The following is a 24373-nucleotide window of genomic DNA, read 5'->3' as shown; positions in this document are numbered from 1 at the left end:
TTGCTCCCTTAAAATCCAAAAATCTTGACTTTTTTTGCCTTCTACCGGAAACTTGAATGAGGTATTGGCACTCTAATGATCAGAGTGCTAAAGATGGCAGGCATGGAACTCTCTCCACGACATAGGATGATTCTGAAGGCGACCGTAGACGAGTTTATTTTGGAGAACCGTCCGGTGGGTTCAAAAACCCTATTCGATAAGCACGATATAGGATTGTCTCCTGCTTCCATCCGCTCCGTTTTAAAAGAACTGGAGGATCTGGGATTTTTGGCCTCCCGTCATACTTCCGGCGGGAGAATTCCTACGGAGAGCGGATACAGGTTTTATGTGGATTCTTTGGTGGTTCTTTACGAGCTGACCATAAAGGAAAAACAGCGGATCCAAGAGGAATATCTGAAAATGCAGTTCAAGCTGGATCAGATTCTGAAGGCGACCGCTAGCGTTCTTGCCAATCTTTCCAATTCGGCAGGAGTCGTTCTCGGACCGGCGAAAAGTCTCGATACTCTCAAACATGTGGAACTCATTCACGTTCACGGGGACGAGGTCCTCATGATTATGGTGATGCGGTCCGGGGCTGTGGTTCATCGGAGCGTTTTTCTGGATCGGAACTATAGCCAGGAAGAACTCTATCAGATTTCTAAATATCTGAACGATAACGCCAAGGGTTATGATATGTTCGAAATTCAGGAGGCCGTGATTCCGAAGCTCCTGAAACGGAAAGACGGACCGGAACATTTTTCGAAGGTTTCGGAAGTCATCTCTGCGGCGATGACGCCGGACAATTCCGAAGTCAGCGTTTATATAGACGGTTTAAAAAACCTTTATGGAAGATTCCGAGACGAAGAGCAGAAGCTGAATCAAGTCCTTTCCCTTTTGGACGACAAGATATTTTTACGCGAAATGTTCGGGGAGTATTCGGAACAAGACGGAGTGTATGCCGTAATCGGAAAGGACGGAGACGGGTTGATGGGAGGAGTCAGCATCATCACTTCCAGTTATCGTATGGGAGAAAAAAGGATAGGATCCATGGGGATCATCGGACCGCAACGAATGGACTATAATCGAGCCCTACCGTTGGTGGACTTCACGTCCAAGTTGGTGTCCGAGATGGTAACCCGTATCAGTAAATAATTAGGAGTCATGACGTGGAAACCCGGGATCAGAAAATTTCCGACTCAGGATCCGACGACACCTCGAAATACGCGGAATCGAGGTCCGAAAAAGCGCGGAATGAATTCAATCAAGGACAAGAGAAGGAAATGAGTCAGGAAGAAACCGTTACGGACCGGGAAGAAAATGCGGCAGCGCAACCGGAATCCGCAAAACCGGAACTGGCCGACGATCCGATTCGAAAGGAATTGGAGGCGGCAAAGAAGGAAATAGAATCCTTAAAGGATTCTTGGGCCAGGGAAAGGGCCGAGTTTCAGAATTACAAAAGAAGATCTTCCCAGGAATTTCTGAACATCAAAAGGGAAGCCGTTAAGTCCATGGTCGCAGGATTCCTGAATCCGATCGACAATTTGGATCGTGTCGGTTCCAACGCTTCGCTGACGGAAGAGGTAAAACCCTTCATTGACGGCGTAGGAATGATTCTTAAGGAATTTTATTCTGTATTAGAAAAATCAAATGTTTATCGTTTTTATCCGCAAGGAGAACCTTTCGACCCCACTACGATGGAAGCGTTATCCTCGGAGGAAGGGGACAAATACGCCGAAGAAACCGTGATCGAGGTTTATCAGGCAGGTTTCTTTCTGAAAGAAAACGAGGAAAAGTTTTCCCTGAGACCCGCGCGGGTTCGGATCGGAAAACCGAAAGCTTAGCGAACTTTTTATAGGTACAAGTAAGGAGATACCAACATGTCAAAAGAAAAGATCATCGGAATCGATTTGGGAACCACGAACTCTTGCGTGGCCGTTATGGAAGGCGGAGATCCTGTAGTTATACAAAATTCTGAAGGCTCTCGGACGACTCCGTCCATAGTAGCCTTTACCGCGAAAGGAGAAACCTTAGTCGGACAATTCGCGAAAAACCAGGCTATCACCAACGCGGTAAATACGATCCGTTCCGCAAAGCGTTTTATCGGACGCAGATTCAACGAAGCCGAGCAGGAGATGAAACACGTCTCTTACAAGGTCATTCGCAGCGGAAATGATGGTGTGAAGTTCGAAACCGCTAGCGGGGAATTCACTCCGCAGGAGATTTCCGCCCGGGTGCTTCAAAAGATGAAACAGACCGCCGAGGATTATCTAGGTCATAAAGTTACCAAGGCCGTGATTACCGTACCGGCGTACTTTAACGACGAGCAACGCCAGGCAACCAAAGATGCGGGAAGAATCGCCGGTCTCGAAGTGGAACGTATCATCAACGAACCGACCGCGGCGGCTCTCGCATACGGATTCGATAAAAAGAAGAGTAACGCTAAGATTGCGGTCTACGACTTGGGCGGAGGAACCTTCGACATTTCCATCCTGGAACTCGGAGACGGAGTCTTCGAAGTCAAGTCTACGAACGGAGATACCCATTTGGGTGGGGACGATTTCGATATGGTCATCATGGAATGGATGATCGACGAATTCAAGAAGCAGTATGGAATCGATATCTCTCAGGATAAGAATACGGTTCAGCGTCTGAAAGAGGCTGCGGAAAAAGCGAAGATCGAGCTTTCCGGAACCATGGCCACTCAGATCAATCTTCCATTCATCACTGCGGATGCGACTGGCCCGAAGCATTTGGATATGAATTTGACTCGAGCCAAGTTCGACCAGCTTACGAAGGCTCTCGTGGAAAGAACGAGGATTCCTTGTGAAAACGCTCTCCGAGACGCAGGCATGAAGGCCAGCGAAGTGGATGAGGTCATTCTGGTTGGAGGATCGACTCGGATTCCCGCGGTCCAGGAGTTGGTAAAGGCGACTTTCGGAAAAGAACCGAATCGCTCCGTGAATCCGGACGAAGTGGTCGCGATCGGTGCGGCGATTCAGGGCGGGGTTTTGGCAGGAGAAGTTTCGGACGTTCTTCTTTTGGACGTCACTCCTCTTTCTCTGGGAATAGAAACTCTCGGAGGGGTGATGACCAAGTTGATCGAACGGAACACTACGATTCCTACGAAAAAATCCCAGGTCTTTTCCACCGCAGCGGACAACCAAAACGCGGTTTCCATCCACGTTCTGCAAGGTGAACGGGATATGGCAAAGGACAATCGTACGTTAGGAAGGTTCGATCTGATCGGAATCGCTCCAGCTCCGCGAGGAGTGCCTCAGATCGAAGTGACTTTCGATATAGACGCGAACGGTATCGTTCACGTGTCCGCTAAGGATTTGGGAACCGGTAAAGAGCAGAAGATCCGTATCGAGTCTTCCTCCGGATTGTCGGAAGACGAGATCTCCAAAATGGTAAAAGACGCGGAAGCTCACGCCGCAGCGGACAAGGCCTCTCGGGAACTCGTGGAAGCAAAGAACGAACTCGATACGTTGGCTTATTCCTTGGAAAAAGCTGTAACCGAAGCGGGAGATAAGATCAGCGACAGCGAGAAACAACTTGCTACCGACGAAGTCAAGAGAGCTAGGGAAGCGATCGAGTCCGGAGATATCGCCCGGATCAACGCGGCAAAAACTTCGGTTTCCAAACTGGCTTCGGAGATCGGCTCGAAGATCTACTCTCAAGGCGGAACTTCCGAAAATGCGGGCCCAGGCGCGGGACCGGAAAACGGATCTAAGGCAGAAGAGAAAACTAAAGAGAATGGGGAAAAGGTCGTGGACGCGGACTATACCGTGGTAGACGATGATAAAAAGTAAGTAGCCGATGAGTGAAAGAAGTTACTACGAAATCCTAGGAGTGGCCCAGGGCGCGACCGACGATGAAATCAAGGCCGCGTACCGGAAGCTAGCCATAAAATATCACCCGGATAAAAACAAGGGAGATAAGGCATCCGAGGAAAAGTTTAAAGAGGCAACGGAAGCGTACGAGGTTCTTCGCGATCCTAAGAAACGTCAGGCCTATGACCAATACGGCAAGGCAGGCTTAGGAGCAGGGGGACCCGGAGGCTTCGGGGCAGGAGCCTATACGGACTTTTCCGATATTTTCGGGGATTTCGGAGATATCTTCGGAGACTTTTTCGGAGGCGCCCGGGGTGGCGGAACTAGGCGGGGCGGCCCTCAGAGAGGATCGGATCTGCGCTATAATCTGGAAGTATCTCTAGAGGACGCCGCTCTCGGTCGCGAATATAAGATCGAAATTCCCCGTCTGGAAACCTGTTCCGATTGTGGCGGGTCGGGAGCAGCGAAAGGCAGCGCCCCGACGACTTGTCCCGATTGTGGCGGCTCCGGACAAATCCGTAGATCCCAAGGTTTCTTTTCCGTAGCCACTACTTGCGGAACCTGTAGGGGCAAAGGGACGATCATATCGAATCCTTGTAAGACTTGTCACGGTCAGGGACTCGTGGAAAAAAGGCGCACCATTAACATCAAAATTCCCCCAGGAATCGAATCCGGAAGTCGTCTGAAAGTATCGGGAGAAGGCGAAGCCGGACCGAATGGCGGGCCTCACGGCGATCTGTATGTGGTAACACATATTAAAAAACACGAATTATTCGAGCGACAAGCCAACGATCTGATCTTGAACAAGAAGATCAGTCTGACCCAGGCGATTCTGGGAGGAGACATCGAAGTTCCTACCATAGACGGTAAGAAAGTGAAGATGAAGATTCCGGAAGGAACCGAGTCCGGTCAGGTATTCCGTTTAAAAGGTCACGGGATTCCTTACCTTGGAGGCTACGGAAAAGGGGATCAACACGTCGTCGTAAAGATCGAAATACCTAAAAAACTTTCACGTCGCCAACGGGAATTGATCGAAGAGTTTGCCAGGGAGTCGGGAGAAGGTCTGCCGGGTTCCAAGGGCAAGATATTCACGAATAAATAAAACCTCTAAGTAAAAGGAACATTCATGACTGATAGAGTCAAAATCGGTGTGATCGGCACCGGTCACATGGGTCAGTATCACGTAAACGTAGCAAAAACATTAAGTGACGCCGAACTTGTCGGAATTTACGACGCGGACGGAGAACGGGCGAAACAAATGGCCGAAAAGCACAAAACTTCGGCCTTTTCTTCCTTAGAGGATCTGATGCAAAAAGTGGAAGCCGTTATCGTTGCGGTTCCTACCTTTCTACACCACGAAATCGGAAAGAAGGCGCTTCTTGCCGGAAAACACGTACTTGTCGAAAAGCCGATTGCGGAGACGTTGGAACAAGCAAAAGAACTCGTCGAATTATCCTTAAAGAACGACCGAGTCCTTTTGGTGGGTCACGTAGAACGTTTTAATGGAGCGGTATTGGAACTGGGAAAAATCGCGGTCCAACCCCTCTTGGTCGAATCTAGAAGACTCGCTCCCTTCAACCCTAGAATTAAGGACGTGGGGGTGGTGCTGGATATGATGATACACGATATCGACATCGTTTTGAATCTAGTGAAATCTCCCGTGAAGCACCTCAACGCAGTGGGGGCCAAGGTGGTTTCCGAGCACGAAGATATAGCTTCGGTCGTTCTACATTTCGAAAACGGGACGATCGCGAACATTTCGGCGAGCCGTTGTACTCAATCCAAAATCCGCACTTTGAACGTTTCCCAACAGGACGTCTATATTACCCTGGATTTCTCGGACCAGGAAATAGAGCTTCATAGACAGGCCACTTCTGATATCCTACTCCGGACGGGCGAGATCAAATATCGTCAGGAATCGATCGTCGAAAAGATCTTCGTGCACAAGGATAATCCTCTCAAACAAGAGCAGGAACATTTCGTTAAATGCATCCGAAAGGAAACGGATCCGATCGTTTACGGACAGTCCGACATTCAGACTTTGGAAATCGCTTACCGGATTTTAGAAGAGATTCATAATAATTAAACCAGAAATATGGAAAACAATTTCGGCGGCAAAGTTCTAATTTCCAATTCCTCCATAGTGACGGATTATTTCAATCGTACGGTCATACTATTAGTGGAACAAGACCAGGCAGGCGCTTTCGGGTTGGTACTGAATAAGAAAATGGAAGTTTCGCTCAGTGACGTTATCCAAGGGATCCCGGAAGGAATGGACGGTTCTTTGCCTCTCTACTCCGGCGGTCCGGTGGATCCTACTTTTGTGTCCATTCTGCACGATAATCCCAAGTTGAAGCAACCGGGAGTGGAAGTAATCCCTGGCGTGTTCCTGGCCAGAAGTTTCGAAGCGTTGGTCGAATTATTGGAATCCTCTACCAAGACCAGATTTAACGTGTACCAAGGATACTCCGGCTGGGGAGCCGGCCAGCTCGAAGGAGAGATGGAAAGAAAATCTTGGGTAGTTCACGATCCTAAGCCGGAATGGATTTTTACCGCGGATCCGGAAACGACCTGGCAGGAAGCTCTGAAAAGCAAGGGTGGATTGTACAAATATTTCGTCGAACACACCAAAGATCCGCTGCTAAACTAGGATCGACCCCGTTTCGGTCCGCGGAAAAGCGGATATTATAATATTCGGATGGACAAAGCCGAATTCACGTAAGATTCCGGAGGGATGGTCCCTTCTTTACCCGGCTTGGAAATACTGGCAGGCATGATTGCACCTGCGGTCCTGATTTCCGCAAGCGCAAGTCTGATTTTTTCCACCGCAAACCGGTTGGGCAGAATTTTCGATCGAGTCAATCTGTTGAAATCCGAAATAGAAGCGCTTGTAGAGGGAAAGATTTCCTATCCCGCAGAGCGGCTTCTCTATCTTAAAAGTCAGTTAACCATACAGAGAAAAAGAGCGGGATTGATCCAAAGATCCATGGCTTCCCTTTACATGGCCACTTCCTGATTCGTTACTTCCAGTTTAAGTTTAGGAATTGTGGTCGCGTTTCACTCCGATGCAGTCTGGATTCCGACTTTGATGGCATTGCTCGGCGGAATTTTTTTGTTCTTGGCCAGTGTTCTTCTTTTGTACGAGAGCAGATACAATCTTCGTTTCATCAGCGGCCAAATCGATTTTGCCGAGTTCTTGAAGGGAAAGGCGGACGAAAGACGAGGAAAGATTTCGGAACCAGGTTCCCCGTCCAAAACTTGACAAATCGCCGGAATGGAATAGATTTAGTTTTCTATTTCTTCCGAGGACATTCCTTTTGAATATAAAGTTATCGATCGTTCTGGCTCTATTCCTTTCAGTTTTTTTGAGTTCGGATCTCTTTGCGGACGGTTGTTATCTGTGCGCACTCGGAAGTTCGGATTCTTGCAGGGACTATTGTAGGTTTTCGGGAATCGACTCCTTTGATACTCGGAAAAGATGCGAAAGCAAAGGATGCAGGGTAACCGGCATGGCGTCCTGTCCGACTGCGTCCAATTCTAAGGTATGTTCTGCGTCCCTTTTCCGTGGGAAGGAACGATTCAGGAATGAGGAGGGCCCCACCCTACTCTGGGTGGGGGCCGGTGCGGTGGTACCCGTCGCTCCGGTTTTTGCTAAATAGCAGATTTTTTTGATTTTGAAAATCTATTTTTTTTAGCAAAACCCTGTAGGAACTCCTACAAGAAACCTGCTTCATTCGCCTTTATTAGATTTCCTTCAAATATAAAGTAGGACTTCTTTCCCACTCTCCGCTCAAAGTCCAGAAATACATGGCAACCACAGCCAAGTTCGTGAATAGGTAAGCAAAAGCCGCCTCCTTCCAAGGAACGCTTCCGCTAATTTCGAAGACGAAATCCGTCAGAACATAGGAAGCGATCCAAACCAATCCGAACGCGAGTAGAAAAGCAGTCTGAGAAAGCACGAGCGCTTCCCCCAGAAAATATTTACGAAGAAATTCCTTTGTTCCTCCTAGGATTCGTAGTAGGGAAGTTTCTTCCAAGCGCTCCTTCCTGCTCAATTCCAAGGAGGATAAAATCAACAAAAGTGAGGAGATTACGATCAGCCCAGTCATCCAGCGGATCGCAAAGGAAATCTTTTCCAGAATTCCTATAAAGGATTGGACCGCTTTCTCGGTATCTATTATCGTTAAATTCGGGAATTCGTTTAATAATTCTTTCTGTAAGTTATATCGTTCTTCCGGAGATTCCAATCGGAAGGAACTCAGATAGAATTTCGGGGCCTTTTCCAAAATTCCTCGGGAAAAAATTACGACGAAATTTGGCCGCATGTCGGACCAATTCACAGTCCTAAAATTACGGATCATTCCGGAAACTTCCACTCCTCCTATGGAGAAAGTGAGCTTATCTCCTAGTTCGACTTTTAGATTTTTGGAAAATTCCTTTTCGACGGAAATCTGGTCCTCTTCTCCTTTTCTCCAGAAATCCCCTTCGGAAACTTTTTCCGTAGGATAGGTTGTGTCCCGATAAGAGAGAAAGTATTCTCTGGTTCGCGCGGTAGACCTCCAATCTCTTCTCAGAGCGGACTCTTCCGTTTCTTCTTTCTTGATCGGTTCCCCGTTGATACGAACCAATCTTGCTCCGATAACGGGAGCCGTTATCAGTTTTTCCGCATGACGATTCGTTGCGGATTGCATAAAGAAATCCAATTGTTCAGGCCGGATATCCAGGACGAACATATTGGGACGTCTTTCCTTATCCTTCGCTCCGCTATATTCTAATAGGCTATCGCCAATAAACAAACTGAGCAAAAGGACGAATAAGGAGGAACCCAATCCGACTGCGACCCAAGACAAACCGGTACGCGGCCTATCTAATTTTCGTAAGGCCATCCTAATGCTGGGGGAAAAATCAAATTTAGCTAGGATGAAGGATAGCAATTTTCTCACTACCAAAGTGCCGAAATAAATTACGACCGGTAAAAATAAAAGAAGACTGCAAAGTAGAATTCCTTTGAGCCAATCTCCCGTTTCCCACCAAGCCAAACCGAAAAAAAGTAAGTAGACTGTTCCGAAAGAAAGGATCTGTCTCAAATCGAATTTGGGTAAAGGCTGAAGCTCTTCCGCAAAATCGGAACGCAACGCGTAGAGAGGACTCAAGGAACGGGTTTTGGCAAGAGAATCCCAAGCGGAAGCGAGCGGCACAACCCAAGCTAAAAAGAATCCCCAAAGCGCCGTTTTCGGACTCGGAAGCAATTCCGGCTGAAACGGAAAATCGCTAGCGGCTATATTAGGGATTTTGTATTGAACCAATATGCCGACTCCGAAGCCTAAGACGGCTCCGATCGTGGAAAGCAGGAGTAATTCTCCGAGCACTAAGGAAACTACGAGATTCGGTGACGCGCCTAAACACTTATAGATCGAGACCGAATTCGCCTTACTTCTGATTCCCGCACGGCTTGATAGAAGAATGGAAATCCCTCCCAAAAAGAAAGCGCATAATGCCAATAGAGAAAAGAAATCCAAAGTATTCGCCAGGAATTTTTGGGATCCGGAATTGGCTTCCGTGCTTTCGTACAAGAGCAGATCGTTCTTTGCGAATTCCTTGAATTTCTTCTTTTTAAGTGCGGGTGCATCCTCGGATTTAGGCAATAAAATCGGACTTTGGTAACTGATTCTAGATCCTCTCTGTTCTAATCCGGTTTTCTCCAAGGAATCCCTATGAAGGATACAACTTGGAGCCATAGAGAGGAAATTTCCTGCGAGACCCGGTTCTTTCAGAATCATTCCCTTGAGTCGAAAGGAGGCTTCCCCCAATCTGACCTGGTCTCCGATTTTTAATTTGAGATTCTTGATTAAGCTTTCTTCTAAAAGAACTTCTCCTCGAGTTAAGTTTCTGTAAGCTCCGGGAGGATCGGTGACAACATCTCCGAAATACGGATATTCTCCTTTTACCGCCTTTACCAAGGAAAGACTGGAATCCTGGGTATGCGGATTTCTCAGCATGGAAGGGAATTGGACCAATTCGGAGAATTTTGTCCCTTGGGGCAATTCCTGCCTTAAAAACGATTTCTGCCGAGGGGAAAAGGGCGAACTGGAAGAGGCGACTAGATCGGCTCCCATGATGTTTTTGGCTTCGTTTAATATGGTTTTGGAAAGTTGCTCCCTGTAGGAATGAACGGAAAGAACGGCTCCGGTTCCGATTGCGACGGCTAAAATTACTTGGAGAGAAGAGGATTTTCGCGAGCCGATCTCCCGTAACATGACCCGGAAAAAGAAATTTCGATTCATTTCTTTCTCCTAGGAGGAACCTTCTTGGATTTTGAAGGACGAGCCTTTTTTCCGTCGTTTAGGATGGAACCGTCTTTCATTTCTAGGACACGGTCGGCCAAGGAGGCGACTTGCGGATCGTGGGTTACCACTAATAATGTGGATTTCCTCGTTCGATTCAGTTCCTTTAATAAAGACATGATGCGATTTCCGTTGGCTCGATCCAAATTTGCGGTCGGTTCGTCTGCAAACAGAAGTTTCGGCTCATGAATGAAGGACCTTGCAATTGCGACCCTTTGCTCTTCCCCACCGGAAAGTTGGCTGGGAAAATTGGAACTTCTGTGTTCCATGCCGACTTTTGCCAGCCAGAGCCTCGCTCTCTCTCTGATTTCCTTTTCCGGAAGGTTTGTTGTCAAAGCAAGTGGAAGGGATACGTTTTCCAATGCGTTCAGGGTCTTAATCAGTTGGAAATTCTGAAAAACAAAACCCAATTTCTCGCCTCTTAACTTTGCAAGCTCGTCTTCTTTCTTTTCGAGCAGGGAAATTCCGTCCAAGACCACCTTTCCGCTGTCAGCCTTATCCAATCCCGCGGAAATTGCAAGTAACGTGGACTTACCAGAACCGGAGGGACCGACGATGGCGACGAATTCTCCTTCTTGGACTTCGAATTCCACGTCTTTCAAGACGCGAAATTCTTCTCCTGCAACCGTATAAGATTTGTTCAGTTGTGATATCGATAACAAATGCGGCACCTTCCTCAAACTTTGACTGACCTAAACTCGGCACTTGATAGGAAATTTATTTCAGAGCAAAAAAACTTTCACTTGAAAAACCATTCCAGTCTTTGCGTAGCTTGGAATTTTTTTTCGAAAAATTTACGGGCATTTTCGCGATCGTTCTTCCTAATTTTTTTTGACTCTAGAATCGGCCGAATTTATAAAGTAACTCTCGACCTTCGGAGAGTCGGTTCAGAAACGAGAAGTCGATCTCAGACTTATTGACACTCCGTAAATAAAAAGAACCTCGATGGAAATTTCTGGGAGCAAAATGCAATTATCTACAGTGACGGATTTGAACGAACAGGATGCGGAAGTTAATCGAGCTCATGACAGGAAGCTATCGTGCAAAGGTTGCGGTCGTACAACGACGCATCTCTTTCAGTACGATCTTTGTCGCGACTGCTTGAATCAAACTTTTCGCAGACTGATCAAAGTGATCGATTCAGTACGCAAATAAAACGATTCGCTCGGAGCGTTCTCTTCCTTTTTTTTCCAACCTCCTAATGCTGATTTCGAATGATAAAAAGCCGGTTTTTCCCGGCTTTCCTCGTTTTTGACCTGTTGCGATTCTTTCGGTTCCTATTTTCCAAAGAATGAAGAAGGGATCGGCTTAGAATTCCGATCTTTCCGCCGCAATCTCGTACAAGTGATTCTCAAAAAAGAATTGGATTCTGGACCTAGGGAAAAATCCTCTCGGTATGGACTATCCGTTCCGGGAAATCGAATCGAAATGGCAATCGTATTGGGAGAAAAACCGTTCTTTCCAGACAAACCTTCGCTCTTCTAAGCCGAAGTTTTACTGTTTAGACATGTTTCCTTATCCCTCGGGTGCAGGTTTGCATGTCGGACACCCGGAAGGGTACACTGCGACGGATATCGTTTCCAGATTCAAAAGAATGAAAGGATTCGAAGTCCTGCATCCTATGGGTTGGGATGCCTTCGGGCTGCCCGCCGAAAGGTACGCTATGCAAACGGGAATTCATCCCGCTCAAACCACTCACCAGAATATAGACAACTTTAGAAGGCAGATCAAGTTTATCGGCCTGTCTTACGATTGGGACCGGGAACTTTCCACAACCGACCCTAGATACTACAAGTTTACTCAATGGATTTTTCTAAAACTTTTCGATTCTTGGTACGATTTTGAGGCAAAAAAGGCCCGACCGATTTCCGAATTGGCAGATAGGCTGAGAACCAATGGATCTGTAGGATTCGACGATTTAAGCCCGTTTAGCAGCTCCGACTGGAATAAATATTCCGACGTGGAAAAGGAGCAGGTGCTTTCCGGATTCAGATTGGTGTACCAGGCGGAAATTCCGGTCAATTGGTGCCCGGGATTAGGCACTGTTTTGGCCAACGAAGAAGTCGAGGAATGGGTCGAAAAGGGATACGAAGTGGTCCGGAAACCGATGCGGCAGTACATGATGAGAATCACTGCATATGCGGATCGACTTTTGGAGGACTTACGTCTGGTTTCCTGGCCCCAATCGACGCTAGAGATGCAAAAGAACTGGATCGGAAAGAGCGAAGGTTTGGAGATCACGTTCCCTTTCGACCCGGGTACGAATGAACGGGTGAATACCGCGAAATCGCAATTAGATTCCGAAACTTCGTCGCAAAGAGATCTGAATTACGGAGGAGTTAGGGTATATACGACTAGACCCGATACTATATTCGGAGTTACTTATATGGTTCTGGCTCCTGAACATCCGCTTGTCGACTTGTTAACTTCCCCGGAACGAAAGGAAAAGGTCCAGGAATATAGAAAATCCGCTGCCTTGAAAAGCGATTTGGACAGAACGGAACTTTCCAAAGAAAAATCCGGCGTCTTCACCGGAGCCTATGTTCTGAATCCCGCGGATCCTTCCAGAAAAATCCAAATTTGGATCGGGGATTATGTTCTCTATGGCTATGGAACCGGAGCCATCATGGCCGTTCCTGCACACGACTCCAGAGACTACGAATTCGCAAAAGCGTTCGATTTGGAAATCCTTCCGGTAATCGAAGGCGATTTTTCCCAAGGAGCTTTCGATTCCAAAGAATCAAAATGTATTCATTCCTCTTCCGAAGAATTGGACATCAACGGTCTCTCTTACGGAAAGGCATTCGACAAAACTTCTGAATGGGCGGAGCGGAAAGGAATCGGGAAGAGAAAAACCCAATTCAAATTGAGGGATTGGCTTTTTGCCAGACAACGTTATTGGGGAGAACCGATTCCTCTGGTTCATTTTCCTTCCGGGGTAACGAGGGCGATTCCGGAGTCCGAGCTTCCATTAGAACTTCCAAATTTAGCGGAATTTAAACCGTCCGGAACCGGGGAATCTCCCTTGGCTCTGGCGGGAGATTGGTTACAATACAAGGATCCTCTTACGGGCGAGGTCGGAGTGCGGGAAACGAACACAATGCCCCAATGGGCCGGCTCCTGTTGGTATTATCTTCGCTACATAGATCCGAATAATCCGGATCGTTTCGTAGATCCTGAACTGGAAAAAGCCTGGATGCCCGTGGATCTATACGTGGGAGGAGCGGAACATGCGGTTCTCCATCTTTTGTATTCCAGATTTTGGCATAAGGTACTCTTCGATCTCGGACATGTAACGACTCCCGAACCTTTTAAGAAATTAGTGCACCAAGGACTGATCCTCGGCGAGGATAAGAGAAAGATGTCCAAATCCCTAGGAAATGTCGTGAATCCGGACGACGTGGTCCAGAATTACGGCGCCGATAGTCTGAGATTATTCGAAATGTTTATGGGACCGTTCGAAATGGTCAAACCTTGGAGTACAAGAGGAGTCGATGGGGTATTCAGATTCCTAAATCGTGTGTGGAGATTGTATCACTCCGGCACGGGTGAATCCTTCCGATTGGACGAATTCGAACCGAACAACGAAGAGTTAAGAATCTTCCACAAAACCGTTCGCAAAATAGACGAAGACATCCAGAATTTCTCCTTTAATACGGCCATCTCGCAACTGATGATTTTCGTAAACGAATTCACTCCTTCGGAAAGACGGCCTCGCAGGATTTTGGAACCGTTTTTGCTTTTGCTTGCCCCTTTTGCTCCCCATATCTCCGAAGAATTATGGGCTCTTTGCGGAAGAAAAGATTCCCTTACTTACGAGAATTTTCCCGTTGCGGATCCGGAATTCCTAGTCGATGACGAGGTGTTAATCGTAGTTCAAGTAAACGGAAAATTGAGGGCAGACTTTAAGGCCCCGAAGGAGATTCGTCAGGAAGAAGCACTTGCCTTGGCAAAATCCCTGGATAAGATCAAACCGTTTATGGAAGGAAAGCAGATTCGCAAGGAAATCTACGTACCTGGAAAACTCGTAAATTTGGTCGTGGCGTAAGCGATTCTTCGAGGGAAATCCAATAAAAGAAGCGGGTTTCTTGCAGGAACTCCTACAGAGAAAGAGTCTTCAAAATCGGTTTGACAAAAACCGTTTTTTGGAATAAGGAGTTCGGGTACCACCGCACCGGCCCCCACCCAGAGTAGGGTGGGGAGTCCTTCAAAACTTTCTAAAAAGTCCGACTGTATCAGCTTACTTCGACGACCTCAGCGATCGGCGCATTGTTCTTTACCGATTCGATACCGTGAAGGCAGGCTTGCTTGGATTCATAGGCTTCGCTAGCCGCGATAATTTCCCCGTTTCCCGCCTTTAATCGAAAGCGGAATTTACCGCCCTTATCAGTATAAACTTCGAATTTCGCCGCCATATTTCTCTCTCTTGAATCAATAATTTATTTTTATATGTTCGGAGAAAAGCATTGTCAAGGCTAAAAACCGACTTCCGATTTCATGGTTTTTATTTCAGCAGAATGAATGCGAGCATGCCGGCTAAAAGAACAACTCCGATTAAAATGAAATAATTCAAAGTGTTCCCGCTTTCCTGCGCTCTTCCGCCGGACATTCCGGGAGGTCTCGGATTTGCACCAGGGGTAGCGGCGCTTTTCGGACGGGCTAAGCGTACAGGACTTTCCTCGAAAGCTTGCAACAGTACTCCGGCAGGGCCTTTTGCAAAAATATGATATTCGTTTTTACCGGACGCAATGGTCAAAAAAGAACCGACGATAGGTTTGGCATTTCCGTTCTGGTCCACCGCTCCGAGTGTTTTAGCCAAAGCCTTTTCTTCCGGAGAGGAGTTCGGTAATTGAAAAAGGACTTTATCCCCTTCTATCAGATCGTCGAAGTCGATTCCGTTGACCGGAGAAAGCACTGTCTTTGCAGGAACGATGCGCCCGAATCCTTTGGAAATCGCTTCTATCTGACGCTGGACTGCGGCTTTTTCCGGATCAATCTGTGCCGCCGATAGATCCCCCGCTTCTCCTTCTTCCTTGGGTTTGACGATCGGAGAAAGAACTCCGGCAAAAATCGTTTTGCCGCGGTTTCGAACACTGGAAACAAATTCCACATCCGCCTGGACTCGGACCGTATTGATTTTCAATCCGGCTTTGATCTGATTTTCCAGCATATTCACGAGAGCTCCGGTATCGTTCCGGTCCCACATCGGGTAGTAATTTTCCAAAATCTGTTTGTTGAGTTTGGAGTGCATAATTCGGCCGACTTGTTCGGACAGGCCTGCGTCTGCCGCTTCTTCCCTGGCGGCCTCCGCCATATCGTGTGTGATTTGGCCGAAATCTTCGAAGGTTCTGATTTTTCGAATGAGAGAGGAATTCGAAAACAGGGAATATAGTTCTATGATCTCGTGCTTAAATCTGGATACCAAGCTGATGACCACTCCGGCTCTATTTTCTACGTCGATCCGAAGTTTTAAAAGATAGGCATCTTTTAATTTGCCCTGAATGAGTTCGATCGCCTGTTCCTCCGTGAGGACGGATTCGAAAGCCAGGTTCATTAGGTTTGCCTGTTCCTGGAGTTTACTGGTTTGCGGGTTCTTTTCCATTATTCCTCAGTTCCAAGCACGATTATCGGAGCTTCTATTCGATGAAGCTCCTTGATTTTTCTTGCAACCATTTTTGATAACGATGTCTTCTCGGCATGTAATCTTCCGCCAAGGGGATCTCGACGCGAGCTACGGTGCGGTTCTCGGATCGGCGGCTGTAGATGGTAAACAGATGCCGGTCATAGCCGCTTTGGGCTACCAGAATTTCCACCATGGTGATGCCCATCCCGGCTCCTTCCGTCGTATCTCCGTACTTCATATAGTACTCGAAGAGATTGTCAAATTCTTTAGAGTGTATGAACTTCTCTCTGATCCTTTTTTCCTCGCGGCTCGCAAGATTAAAATTGTTCTGAACCAATAGGATGATTCTATCCTTGTTGAAACTTAGAGTTACCTTTACGAAAAGTCCGTTTTCCTTCATTTTACGGCGGTAATACGGAAACTTACGACTTACTAGATTTTCTTTAAACGAAGTCATCCCCTGGTCGTATTGGGTGGAATCGTTTATGTCCAGACCCAATTCTCGGAATAATACCCGTTTAATGGCGGCCTTTGTCGCATTGACGATCAGCTCCTTAGCGGAGGTAAAAAGAAGTTCGATTAAATCTTCCCGTCCGTATTTGGCTAAGACGGTATGTATCAGGTGTTTGAGCTTGGATTCGCCGTTACTACTCAGGACATACGTAATTATAGAGACTGGCTCTTCTTTTTTAACGGCTGTTTCTATTTCGAATAGGAATTCCTGGGAAAACTCCTCGATTCCTTCATTCATTCGGATTATCGATTATATTTACCGGTCCACGTTTTCGAGAAAAAAACGAGGCTTTCCCACGAAAAAAATCAGGATAAAAATCCCGAAAATCAGGAAATTTTAGCTCTTCCCTGTAGGAATTTCGCGATCTCATCCATCACCGGCCCGGTTTCGGGGCGGCAAGAGCGGATTTGATTCGCCAATTTCGGATCGGTGCCGGCGATTTTCCCTTCGTGAAATTTGAGTTTAAATTCCGTGAATTTTAATCCATGGGCGGTGGAAACAACGACTACTTTTTCGCCCTTATGTATCGTCCCTTTCGCCAAGAGTTTGTATAAGGCGGCAAGGGCCACTCCCGTATGAGGATCGTTGTACAGACCGTAAAGATCCGCGCGAGCGGCAGCATCGGATAATTCCTCTTCGCCGGCCTGCTCTACGATTCCGTTAAACGACTTTAAGGTTTTGATCGCTTTTTGAACCGAAACTGGATTTCCGATTTGTATTGCGGAGGCTAAAGTCGGCTTTGCGTCCATTGCCGCAAATTCCTGGAAGTTTTTTAAGTAGGAGAGATACAACGGATTCGCATTTTCCGCCTGTGCCAAAACGATTCGCGGACGCTTACGGATCAGGCCCAATTTTTCGGCCATTTCAAAACCTGCCCCTAGTGCGGAGACATTTCCGAGATTCCCGCCGGGAATGATGACCCAATCGGGAACTTCCCACTCCAGTTGTTGCAGGATTTCCGGTGCTATCGTTTTTTGTCCTTCGATCCTCAAGCTATTCATCGAGTTGGCTAGGTAAATTCCGGCTTCCTTCGTGACTTCCTTCACGATCTTCATACAACCGTCAAAGTCGGTTTCCAAGGCGATGACCTGTGCACCGTTGGAGACGGGCTGTATCAGTTGCGCTTGGGAAACTTTTCCGGCAGGTAGAAAAATGATCGCAGGGATGCCTGCCTTAGCCGCGTAGGATGCAAGCGCTGCGGAAGTATCTCCGGAGCTTGCGCAGGCTACCGCTCGGATCGGAACTCCTTGGTTCAACATGTGCCGTACTTGAGTCAGAAGAACGGTCATGCCAAGATCTTTGAAGGATCCGGTATGCGAAATACCGCATTGCTTGATCCAGAGCCCGCCCAATCCCAGATCCTTGGTGAATCGATCCGAGGAAAAAAGGTGGGATAGCCCTTCTCCAGAGCTTACGATCTCCGAGTTGTCTGCGTGAGGAAGGACCCATTCCCTTTTATTCCAAATCCCGGACGTATTCGGGAATTGAACGGAACGGAATCTGGAGTCGAACAGGTCCCTCCATTCTTGGCCGCTTTTTTCGCGCAAGGCATCCAGGTCGTGGGAAACTTCGAGTAAACTTCCGCATTTTTTGCATTCGTATACGACTTCGTTCAGATCGTATACGGAAGCGCAGGACTCGTTAATGCATCGAAATTCGGCCTTATACCGCGTAAGCGTGGAACTCATACTTTAGATAGAGTTTAGAATGTCCTTTTTTTTGGCATCAAATTCTTCCTGCGTAATGAGGCCTTGGTCCAACATGTTCTTCAATTTCGCCAACCTTGTCGTCGCGTCGTTTTGTCCGTTCGCGGCGGCATTGTTCTGGTTCTGTTGTCCCATCATATTGGCCATCATGTTCGCCATATTCATTCCCATGCCCAATCCCATTCCGGCGGACATTCCTTCCCCCGCGTTCCCTCCGGGATTTCCCGCAGCGGTCTCTCCGATGTCCAGCATCCTTTTTTGCTGGTACATTCCGCCCAGGGTTTCGATCTCGAATTTGTCGGTAAGTACCTTCTGGATTTTTTGGAAATTCGGATCGTTCTGATCGAAGTTGATGGACTGTACGAAAAAGTCCACGACCTCGACTCCATATTTCGCGAAGTCGGGTTGGATTTTCGTTTTTCCCGCGGAAGAGGATTCCTCTAAGTGCTGGCTAAGTCTTGTAATCGGTTCTCCGCTTTTCAGAACCACTTCCGCCAAAAAGTCGCTCAAACGAGTGACGATCATCGGTTTGAAAAGGTTATCGACTTGGTCCTGGTTATACGCGCCTTTGGATCCGACTACGGTGGTTGCGAAGGACTTTGAATCCGTTACTTTAATATTATAAGTTCCGAATGCTCTTACTCCCAGTGTGATCATATATTTCGGATCTTCCACCTGGATCGGGGTGGGAGTTCCCCATTTCAATTGAATCAGAGCTTTGTTCACGTACACGACTTCGGCGCTAAACGGAGTCTGTCCTCCGAAGGGTAGGTTAACGAGTTTTTCCAGAATCGGAACGTTTCCGGTTTTTAAAGTATGGGTACCGGGACCGAATACGTCCAAGGCTTTTCCTTCCTTGAAAAACACCGCCTCTTGGCTTTCGTTTACGACCAACTGTCCGAAAGTGCTGATGTCGTTTCTGGGAAATTTCCAAACGACTTCTCCGGGATTTCCCTCGTATTTGATGACGTCTATTAATGCCATAATCGCTCCTTATAAAGATGTTATTCGTCTGCATACTTGAGTGCAAACGAAAAAACGATGAAATTATTTCTTGAGAAACACGTTCCGTCTGGCTCTCAGCGCTTCCGCGAAACGATCCAATTCGCTTCGAAAATCACTTACCCAATTCCGTACGGATTCGACGGAATCGGTGGATTTTACACCGTTCGAAATCGCTTTTTCCCCCAGTTCTTCGGAGTGCTTCAACAAGGAATAATCCCATTCCGTGAGTTCGGTTAATTCGTTTTCTCCCGGTTTGAAGCCGGAGCCCAGACTAGTTAGACCGTATCCGGCGCCGGTAATTTCGTTTTTTAACCTTTCGATCAAGGAAAGTAGAATCTCCGTGGAACCGATAAGATCCATTCTTCGATCGTTTACGAAACCTTCTTCGATTCTTCGGATCGGTTCCTTTAAGGAACCGATTTTTCGAGAGAGTTCTTCTCTAACGAGGCGATCCGCGTTGTAATATTCCTCGTTTTTTATGATATCACCGTAAAAAGGAAACTTCGAGAGGAAGGACTTCATTTTTCCCCTTTCCGTACGGTAGCGGTCGATGTAACTTTGAACGGCATTGTTATCTGACATGACGAATATATTGTATCGGAAAATGGGCTCGGGCAAGTAGAATTCGCCTGGAAACCTCGATTTTGACGTTGTGCGAAAAAAGGATTCGAGTCTAATGGAAAAGAAACTCGTCGGGAACGGGTGCGGGAAAGCATGCCATTTTTAACCAATGTCGGCACATTTAGATTCACTCTGTTGCTTTGGATAAAAAAGGCGTTTCCCGTTCTTTTAGCGATCGCCTCCGTACTCTATCTCCGAATTTTCGTGATCCAATTCTATTTTATCACCGGAAATTCCATGATGCCTAGTTTTCAAGACGGGGACTTGGTGTTGGTAAAAAAATGGGGATTTCCGGCAAGGGTAGGGCCTTGGACTTGGTCCCTTGTGGAATCGAAAATAGATAGATTCGATGTTCTAGTCCTGGACGGAGTAGGCGCGGAACTCAGCTTGAAGAGGGTGGTCGGATTGCCGGGAGATTTTTTCCGGTTCTCGGAAGGAAGGATCCATATCAACGATTCTTCTTTGGAGGAGCCCTTCGTAAAGCCGGGTTTTAAGACCCAAGCCCCCTCTCTTTCGGTCGTTCCCGTGGTAAGCGTTGCCGGAAATGTCGGAATCGGAGATTCGGGAAGGATTCCTCCGGGATATTTTTTGGTCTTGGGGGACAACCGGGAATTTTCCACGGACTCCCGAAATTACGGACTGATTCCGTTTTATAAACTCAGAGGCAAGGTTTTGGCGAGAATCTAAAAGTCGCTAGCCTTCGGACACAATCGTCTTTGGGATTTTATCGGAACTGCCGATCTTGAAAAAGAAAGTTCCGTTGCGGGTCGCTCGCTAGGCGGCTCGCGATCGAAATCGCGACTCCCGGATAATTTGCAATATCGTTATGCTTCCCGATCGTAAGAGATTCTCCTTTCTTTTTTATTTTCTTTGTTCGCTTTTTGCGATTCTCGCCGGTCGCGTAGGGTATCTTGTATTCTTTAACGACAAGGAAATCGCGTTCAAAAACGGGGAAAGAGTTTTGCGCGGCGCCGTTTACGATCGGCGTGGAATCGAATTGGCGCTTTCCGTAGATTCTTCCACGATCGGAATCTACCCGGCGAATATCTACGACCCGAATTTCACAGCCATGCAGCTTTCTCCGTATTTGGATATTTCCCCGGAGAGAATCGAGGGCTTGATACGGGAAAAAAGCAGGTATTTTCTCTTAAAGCGGGAGATCGACGACGCCACCGCGAGTCGCATCATGGAGATGGCATTGCCCGGAGTGCGCAGAGAAAGGGAATACAAACGGGTGTACCCTCACGGAAGTCTCGCGGCGAGCTTGCTCGGGTTTACCGGAATGGACGACGACAAGGCCCTTTCCGGATTGGAATATTATTATAATCGGGAATTGATGACACCGACCGAATCCGATCCGACCCACGGCGCCAACCTCCATCTGACTCTGGACGGATTGATCCAATTCAAATTGGAAAAAGCCCTTGGAAAGAGATTCGAAGAAACGGGTGCAAAGCGAGCGGTCGGACTCCTGATGGAGTTGCATACGGGAAGAATCCTGGCGATGGCGAGTTTCCCTTCTTTCGATCCGAACCGTTATGCATCCTTCGAAGAGATTTCGCATACCAATTGGGCATTGCGTCACGTTTACGAGCCCGGATCCACGATGAAAATCTTTTTGGCGAGCGTTCTTCTGAACGAAAATTTAATTCGTCCGAACGAAAAATTCGATTGTCCGGGATATGTGGAATACGGAAAAACCCGCATTAAATGCACTCAGGTTCACGGGAAAGTCAACTTAGAGGAGATTCTGCAGTATTCCTGCAATGCGGGAATCATAAAAGCCGCATCCAGGATTCCCAACGAAGTTCTTTACGAATATATGAAACGTTTTCGTTTTGCCGAAAAAACCGGACTATTACCGAACGAATCCGTCGGCTACCTTCCGAGTCTGAATAAATGGACTCCTACCACTCCTATGTTTTTGGCGATCGGGCAGGGGATTTCGGTAACTCCGATCCAGTTGGTTGCGTCCGCCGCTTCCGTCGTGAACGGTGGAAGATTTATCACTCCTCGTGTGGCCTCCCATGTGACGGACGTTTACGGAGAGGTACTCCACGAATATAAATCCGAGGAGGCTCCGGTGGGAATCAGGGAATATTCTACGGAGAGACTCTTGAAGGCCATGACTCGGGTGGTGAGAGAGGGAACAGGGAAAAACGCCTACATACAGGAATATTCCATCGCAGGAAAGACGGGAACCGGTCAAAAAGCGGTGTCGGGAAGAGGTTACCAGGACGGACTTTGGTCCGCTTCGTTTTTGGGTTTTTTTCCGGCGGAGAAACCTAGGATCGTCGGATTGATTCTTTTCGATGAACCGAAAGGATCCAGTCATACCGGAGGCGGATTGGCCGCTCCGGTGTTTAAGGAAGTCGTGGAGAATATCATTCCGATCATCGAACAAGGGGAAAGAACTGTGGACATTCGGCTTCCGAAGTTGGACCGCAAGCCTCTGGTCCTAAAATCGGATCGAGTTCCCGATTTGTCCGGAAAAAGCAAACGCGAGGTGATCGAACTCCTTTCTCCATCCGGAATTCCCTATAAGCTTCACGGAAGCGGATTTTGTTATGAACAAGAACCTTCTCCCGGTAGCCAGTTCGATGGAAAAAGGGTGGATGTGTTCTTTCAATGAAGGAGATCGGTTCCGATTTACTGGATCGAAACTTGAACGCTCTTAGAGTTCTGGATCCGAGGATCGCGGATCAGATCCTGTTTTCCGAATTCATGGGGGAGCCGATTCCGACCGGATCGGGACAACCTAGTCTTAGGATGGATTCGACGATTCTGCACAGCGCTCGGGAACCATATACCGAAGCCGTACGACAATTGGCTTCCTTGAAGAAGGGGGACGAGGATCGGGTCTTCCTTTTTTTTGGAGCCGGCCTCGGATATTCGATTCTGCATGCGCTGGAGTTCGAAAAGATCGTTTGCGTATGGATGGAGCCTTTCCCCGGAATTTTAAAGCGGGCATTTTCCTTGCGGGATTTTTCCGAGGCGCTGGAAAATCGTCGCCTTAGGATCCTTTTACCCCCATTCGACGAGACTTCCTTTTACGACTGTTTTAAAGGAATCTCCGGTCTTCCGATCAGTTTTATTCCGCACAGGGGGAGTCTACAATGGAAGCCGGAGGATTACCAAGAACCGCGGTTTTTGGCGGAAACGTTCTTTCATAAGAAAGACGTAAACACCGCAACCTTGACTCGGTTCGAAAAAATTTGGACCGGAAATTTTTTACGGAATCTTCCCGAAATTTTGGACTTACATCCGATCCATTCGATTTTCGAAATATGCGATTCCAGGATAGACATCGTCGTCTGCGGCGCGGGTCCTACGCTTTCCGAATCCTTGGATTCCTTAAAAGAACATAGGGAAAAGTTCGTTTTGATCGCGGTTGATACGGCGCTTACGGTTCTTCAGAAAGCCGGAATCGATCCTGATCTAGTTTTTAGCGTGGATCCTCAACCGCTGAATTCGAAATATTTGGAAGGATACCAAGGCCAAGCCTCGTTCGTATTCGATCCTACGACCACTTATCATTCCCTTAGAATGAGGATCTCCATGGAAGGAGGTTTTTTTACTTCTTCTCCTTTTCCTTGGATCAAGTTGATCGAAAGTCGTCTCCCGGAAGGAATCGGATCCCTAGATTTCGGCGGATCCGTTTCTACCAACGCCTGTAGTCTTGCCGAGAAGATGGGTGCCAGGTCCATTCTACTCGTAGGCCAGGATCTTTCCTTTCCTCACACTCTTGCTCATTGTAAGGGGGCCGTTCTAGAGGAAAGATTGAACTTTTTAGAAAGCAGAAAATTTCGGAGAGAAAAACACAATCACAAGCAGATGACGGCGCTACCTGCAAGATGGGTGGAATCCGAAACCGGAGAAACTCTGCGCACGAACGCGAAATTGCTGATTTTTAAGAAATGGTTCGAAGAAAGAAAAAAAAACATCCCTTGGAGAAACCTGGGGAAAAACGGCGCTCGCCTGGAAGGTATTCCGTTCTCGGAACTTTCGGACTGGTTTTTGCAAAATCCTCCGGAGGAATCTCTTATCAAAAGGATCCGGGAAAAAATCAAAGGGATTCGGAAATCGATCCCGACGCAAATTCATACGGAAATTCTCTCCGACTTAAATGGGGTTCTGAACGAGTTGGTCGAATTTTCCAAGGACGTCGTGTCCGGGGAGAATCTTTCTCGAAAAATCTATGCTTTGATTTCCGCAGGCGCTAAGGATAGGGAAGGAATCCAAAGAGCGTTACGCGAAATAGACGGAATAGACGAAAGAGTGGCTTCCAAAAAAGGCCTGACGGAATTTCTGGGTGCAAGTCTCCAAAGGACGATTCTTTCCATCACCGAGGGTTACGAAACGGAACTAACCCTCGAAGAAAAAAAGAACGAACAGCTCGCGGTCGCGAAGAAGAGCGTTCTACTGTACGAAGGTCTTCGCACTGCGACCGACATGAACATTCGTTTACTGAAAAGATCGGTCCTCAGGATTCAGAACGCGCACAAGTGCTGAAACCGAACAGAGCGTAAGCAGGGCACCATCCGACTAAGCCGGTCGTAAGGGGAAGGATCCCGAATGCACCTAACCAGTTTTGGGAATAGATCCCCCAGCCAATCGCAATCACTCCTACTAGAACTCTAAGAAAACGATCCAATCTACCTTCGTTTATCGCCATCAATTCCGGATTCCTCCTATTTATAGGATATCCTAACACAATCTATCGTTTTGAGAATGCTGACAATTATCAC

At 47.4% G+C, this 24373-nt stretch carries 21 protein-coding genes and 1 pseudogene; 13 read left to right on the top strand and 9 right to left on the bottom strand.

What is annotated here, in order from left to right:
• Nucleotides 1–102: 102 nt before the first annotated feature.
• From hrcA to EHO60_RS03860, 8 genes and pseudogenes are all read left to right on the top strand, one after another.
• Complete coding sequence (gene hrcA / locus EHO60_RS03895; RefSeq protein ID WP_135767936.1) at nt 103–1131, top strand: heat-inducible transcriptional repressor HrcA; 1029 nt, start codon at nt 103–105, stop codon at nt 1129–1131.
• Between the two features lie 14 nt (nt 1132–1145).
• Entirely contained in the window at nt 1146–1820 is a 675-nt protein-coding gene (grpE, locus tag EHO60_RS03890; RefSeq protein WP_425460266.1) for a nucleotide exchange factor GrpE, read from the top strand.
• 36 nt (nt 1821–1856) lie between these two features.
• On the top strand, nt 1857–3791 hold the full coding sequence (gene dnaK / locus EHO60_RS03885; RefSeq protein WP_135766866.1) for a molecular chaperone DnaK: 1935 nt from the start codon (nt 1857–1859) through the stop codon (nt 3789–3791).
• 7 nt (nt 3792–3798) lie between these two features.
• Complete coding sequence (gene dnaJ, locus EHO60_RS03880; RefSeq protein ID WP_135766865.1) at nt 3799–4914, top strand: molecular chaperone DnaJ; 1116 nt, start codon at nt 3799–3801, stop codon at nt 4912–4914.
• A 24-nt stretch (nt 4915–4938) separates the two neighbouring features.
• Complete coding sequence (locus EHO60_RS03875; protein WP_135766864.1) at nt 4939–5898, top strand: Gfo/Idh/MocA family protein; 960 nt, start codon at nt 4939–4941, stop codon at nt 5896–5898.
• 9 nt (nt 5899–5907) lie between these two features.
• Nucleotides 5908–6462, top strand: coding sequence for a YqgE/AlgH family protein (locus EHO60_RS03870; RefSeq protein WP_135766863.1), 555 nt, complete (start codon nt 5908–5910; stop codon nt 6460–6462).
• A gap of 84 nt (nt 6463–6546) precedes the next feature.
• Nucleotides 6547–7074: pseudogene (locus EHO60_RS03865) on the top strand (DUF2721 domain-containing protein).
• Between the two features lie 55 nt (nt 7075–7129).
• Nucleotides 7130–7471, top strand: coding sequence for a hypothetical protein (locus EHO60_RS03860; RefSeq protein ID WP_246028126.1), 342 nt, complete (start codon nt 7130–7132; stop codon nt 7469–7471).
• Between the two features lie 84 nt (nt 7472–7555).
• Here the strand turns inward: EHO60_RS03860 and EHO60_RS03855 are convergent, their stop codons facing one another.
• Both EHO60_RS03855 and EHO60_RS03850 read right to left on the bottom strand, forming a co-directional pair.
• On the bottom strand, nt 7556–10096 hold the full coding sequence (locus EHO60_RS03855) for an ABC transporter permease (RefSeq protein ID WP_135766862.1): 2541 nt from the start codon (nt 10094–10096) through the stop codon (nt 7556–7558).
• The gene (locus EHO60_RS03850; protein WP_135766861.1) at nt 10093–10818 is read right to left on the bottom strand and encodes an ABC transporter ATP-binding protein; all 726 of its coding nucleotides are present in this window, start codon (nt 10816–10818) and stop codon (nt 10093–10095) included. Before EHO60_RS03850 ends, EHO60_RS03855 begins: the two co-directional genes overlap by 4 nt.
• A gap of 304 nt (nt 10819–11122) precedes the next feature.
• Between EHO60_RS03850 and EHO60_RS17190 the strand changes: the two genes are divergently transcribed.
• Nucleotides 11123–11311 (top strand): hypothetical protein, encoded by a 189-nt coding sequence (locus tag EHO60_RS17190; RefSeq protein ID WP_135766860.1) that lies wholly within the window; start codon nt 11123–11125, stop codon nt 11309–11311.
• Between the two features lie 241 nt (nt 11312–11552).
• Nucleotides 11553–14204 (top strand): leucine--tRNA ligase, encoded by a 2652-nt coding sequence (gene leuS / locus EHO60_RS03840; RefSeq protein WP_135766859.1) that lies wholly within the window; start codon nt 11553–11555, stop codon nt 14202–14204.
• Between the two features lie 187 nt (nt 14205–14391).
• On the opposite strand, the gene EHO60_RS03835 is transcribed toward leuS, so the two are convergent.
• From EHO60_RS03835 to EHO60_RS03810, 6 genes are all read right to left on the bottom strand, one after another.
• Complete coding sequence (locus tag EHO60_RS03835; protein WP_135766858.1) at nt 14392–14571, bottom strand: YegP family protein; 180 nt, start codon at nt 14569–14571, stop codon at nt 14392–14394.
• 89 nt (nt 14572–14660) lie between these two features.
• On the bottom strand, nt 14661–15758 hold the full coding sequence (locus EHO60_RS03830; protein ID WP_135766857.1) for an LIC10486 family protein: 1098 nt from the start codon (nt 15756–15758) through the stop codon (nt 14661–14663).
• A gap of 34 nt (nt 15759–15792) precedes the next feature.
• Nucleotides 15793–16530 (bottom strand): hypothetical protein, encoded by a 738-nt coding sequence (locus EHO60_RS03825; RefSeq protein ID WP_135766856.1) that lies wholly within the window; start codon nt 16528–16530, stop codon nt 15793–15795.
• Nucleotides 16531–16619: 89 nt separating this feature from the next.
• Nucleotides 16620–17981, bottom strand: a complete 1362-nt coding sequence (thrC, locus tag EHO60_RS03820; protein ID WP_135766855.1) for a threonine synthase — start codon at nt 17979–17981, stop codon at nt 16620–16622.
• A 3-nt stretch (nt 17982–17984) separates the two neighbouring features.
• On the bottom strand, nt 17985–18983 hold the full coding sequence (locus EHO60_RS03815) for an SPFH domain-containing protein (protein WP_135766854.1): 999 nt from the start codon (nt 18981–18983) through the stop codon (nt 17985–17987).
• A 63-nt stretch (nt 18984–19046) separates the two neighbouring features.
• Nucleotides 19047–19586 carry an LIMLP_15305 family protein gene (locus EHO60_RS03810; protein WP_135766853.1) on the bottom strand — a complete coding sequence of 180 codons (540 nt, stop codon included), beginning with the start codon at nt 19584–19586 and terminating at the stop codon, nt 19047–19049.
• Nucleotides 19587–19718: 132 nt separating this feature from the next.
• On the opposite strand from EHO60_RS03810, the gene lepB reads away from it, so the two are divergent.
• The 3 genes from lepB to EHO60_RS03795 all read left to right on the top strand — a co-directional run bounded on the left by lepB (nt 19719) and on the right by EHO60_RS03795 (nt 24137).
• Entirely contained in the window at nt 19719–20312 is a 594-nt protein-coding gene (gene lepB, locus EHO60_RS03805; RefSeq protein WP_135766852.1) for a signal peptidase I, read from the top strand.
• Between the two features lie 139 nt (nt 20313–20451).
• Nucleotides 20452–22257, top strand: a complete 1806-nt coding sequence (locus tag EHO60_RS03800) for a penicillin-binding protein (RefSeq protein WP_167880152.1) — start codon at nt 20452–20454, stop codon at nt 22255–22257.
• A complete protein-coding gene (locus EHO60_RS03795) occupies nt 22254–24137 on the top strand; it encodes a motility associated factor glycosyltransferase family protein (RefSeq protein ID WP_135766850.1) in 1884 nt (627 codons plus the stop codon). Before EHO60_RS03800 ends, EHO60_RS03795 begins: the two co-directional genes overlap by 4 nt.
• Here the strand turns inward: EHO60_RS03795 and EHO60_RS03790 are convergent.
• The gene (locus EHO60_RS03790; RefSeq protein ID WP_135766849.1) at nt 24109–24300 is read right to left on the bottom strand and encodes a YgaP family membrane protein; all 192 of its coding nucleotides are present in this window, start codon (nt 24298–24300) and stop codon (nt 24109–24111) included. The genes EHO60_RS03795 and EHO60_RS03790 overlap by 29 nt on opposite strands.
• Between the last annotated feature and the right edge of the window lie 73 nt (nt 24301–24373).

Source organism: Leptospira fletcheri, from assembly GCF_004769195.1.
Taxonomy (GTDB): domain Bacteria; phylum Spirochaetota; class Leptospiria; order Leptospirales; family Leptospiraceae; genus Leptospira_B; species Leptospira_B fletcheri.
The sequence above is the reverse complement of the archived record's forward strand: the minus strand, read 5'-3'. Positions and strand labels throughout refer to the sequence as shown.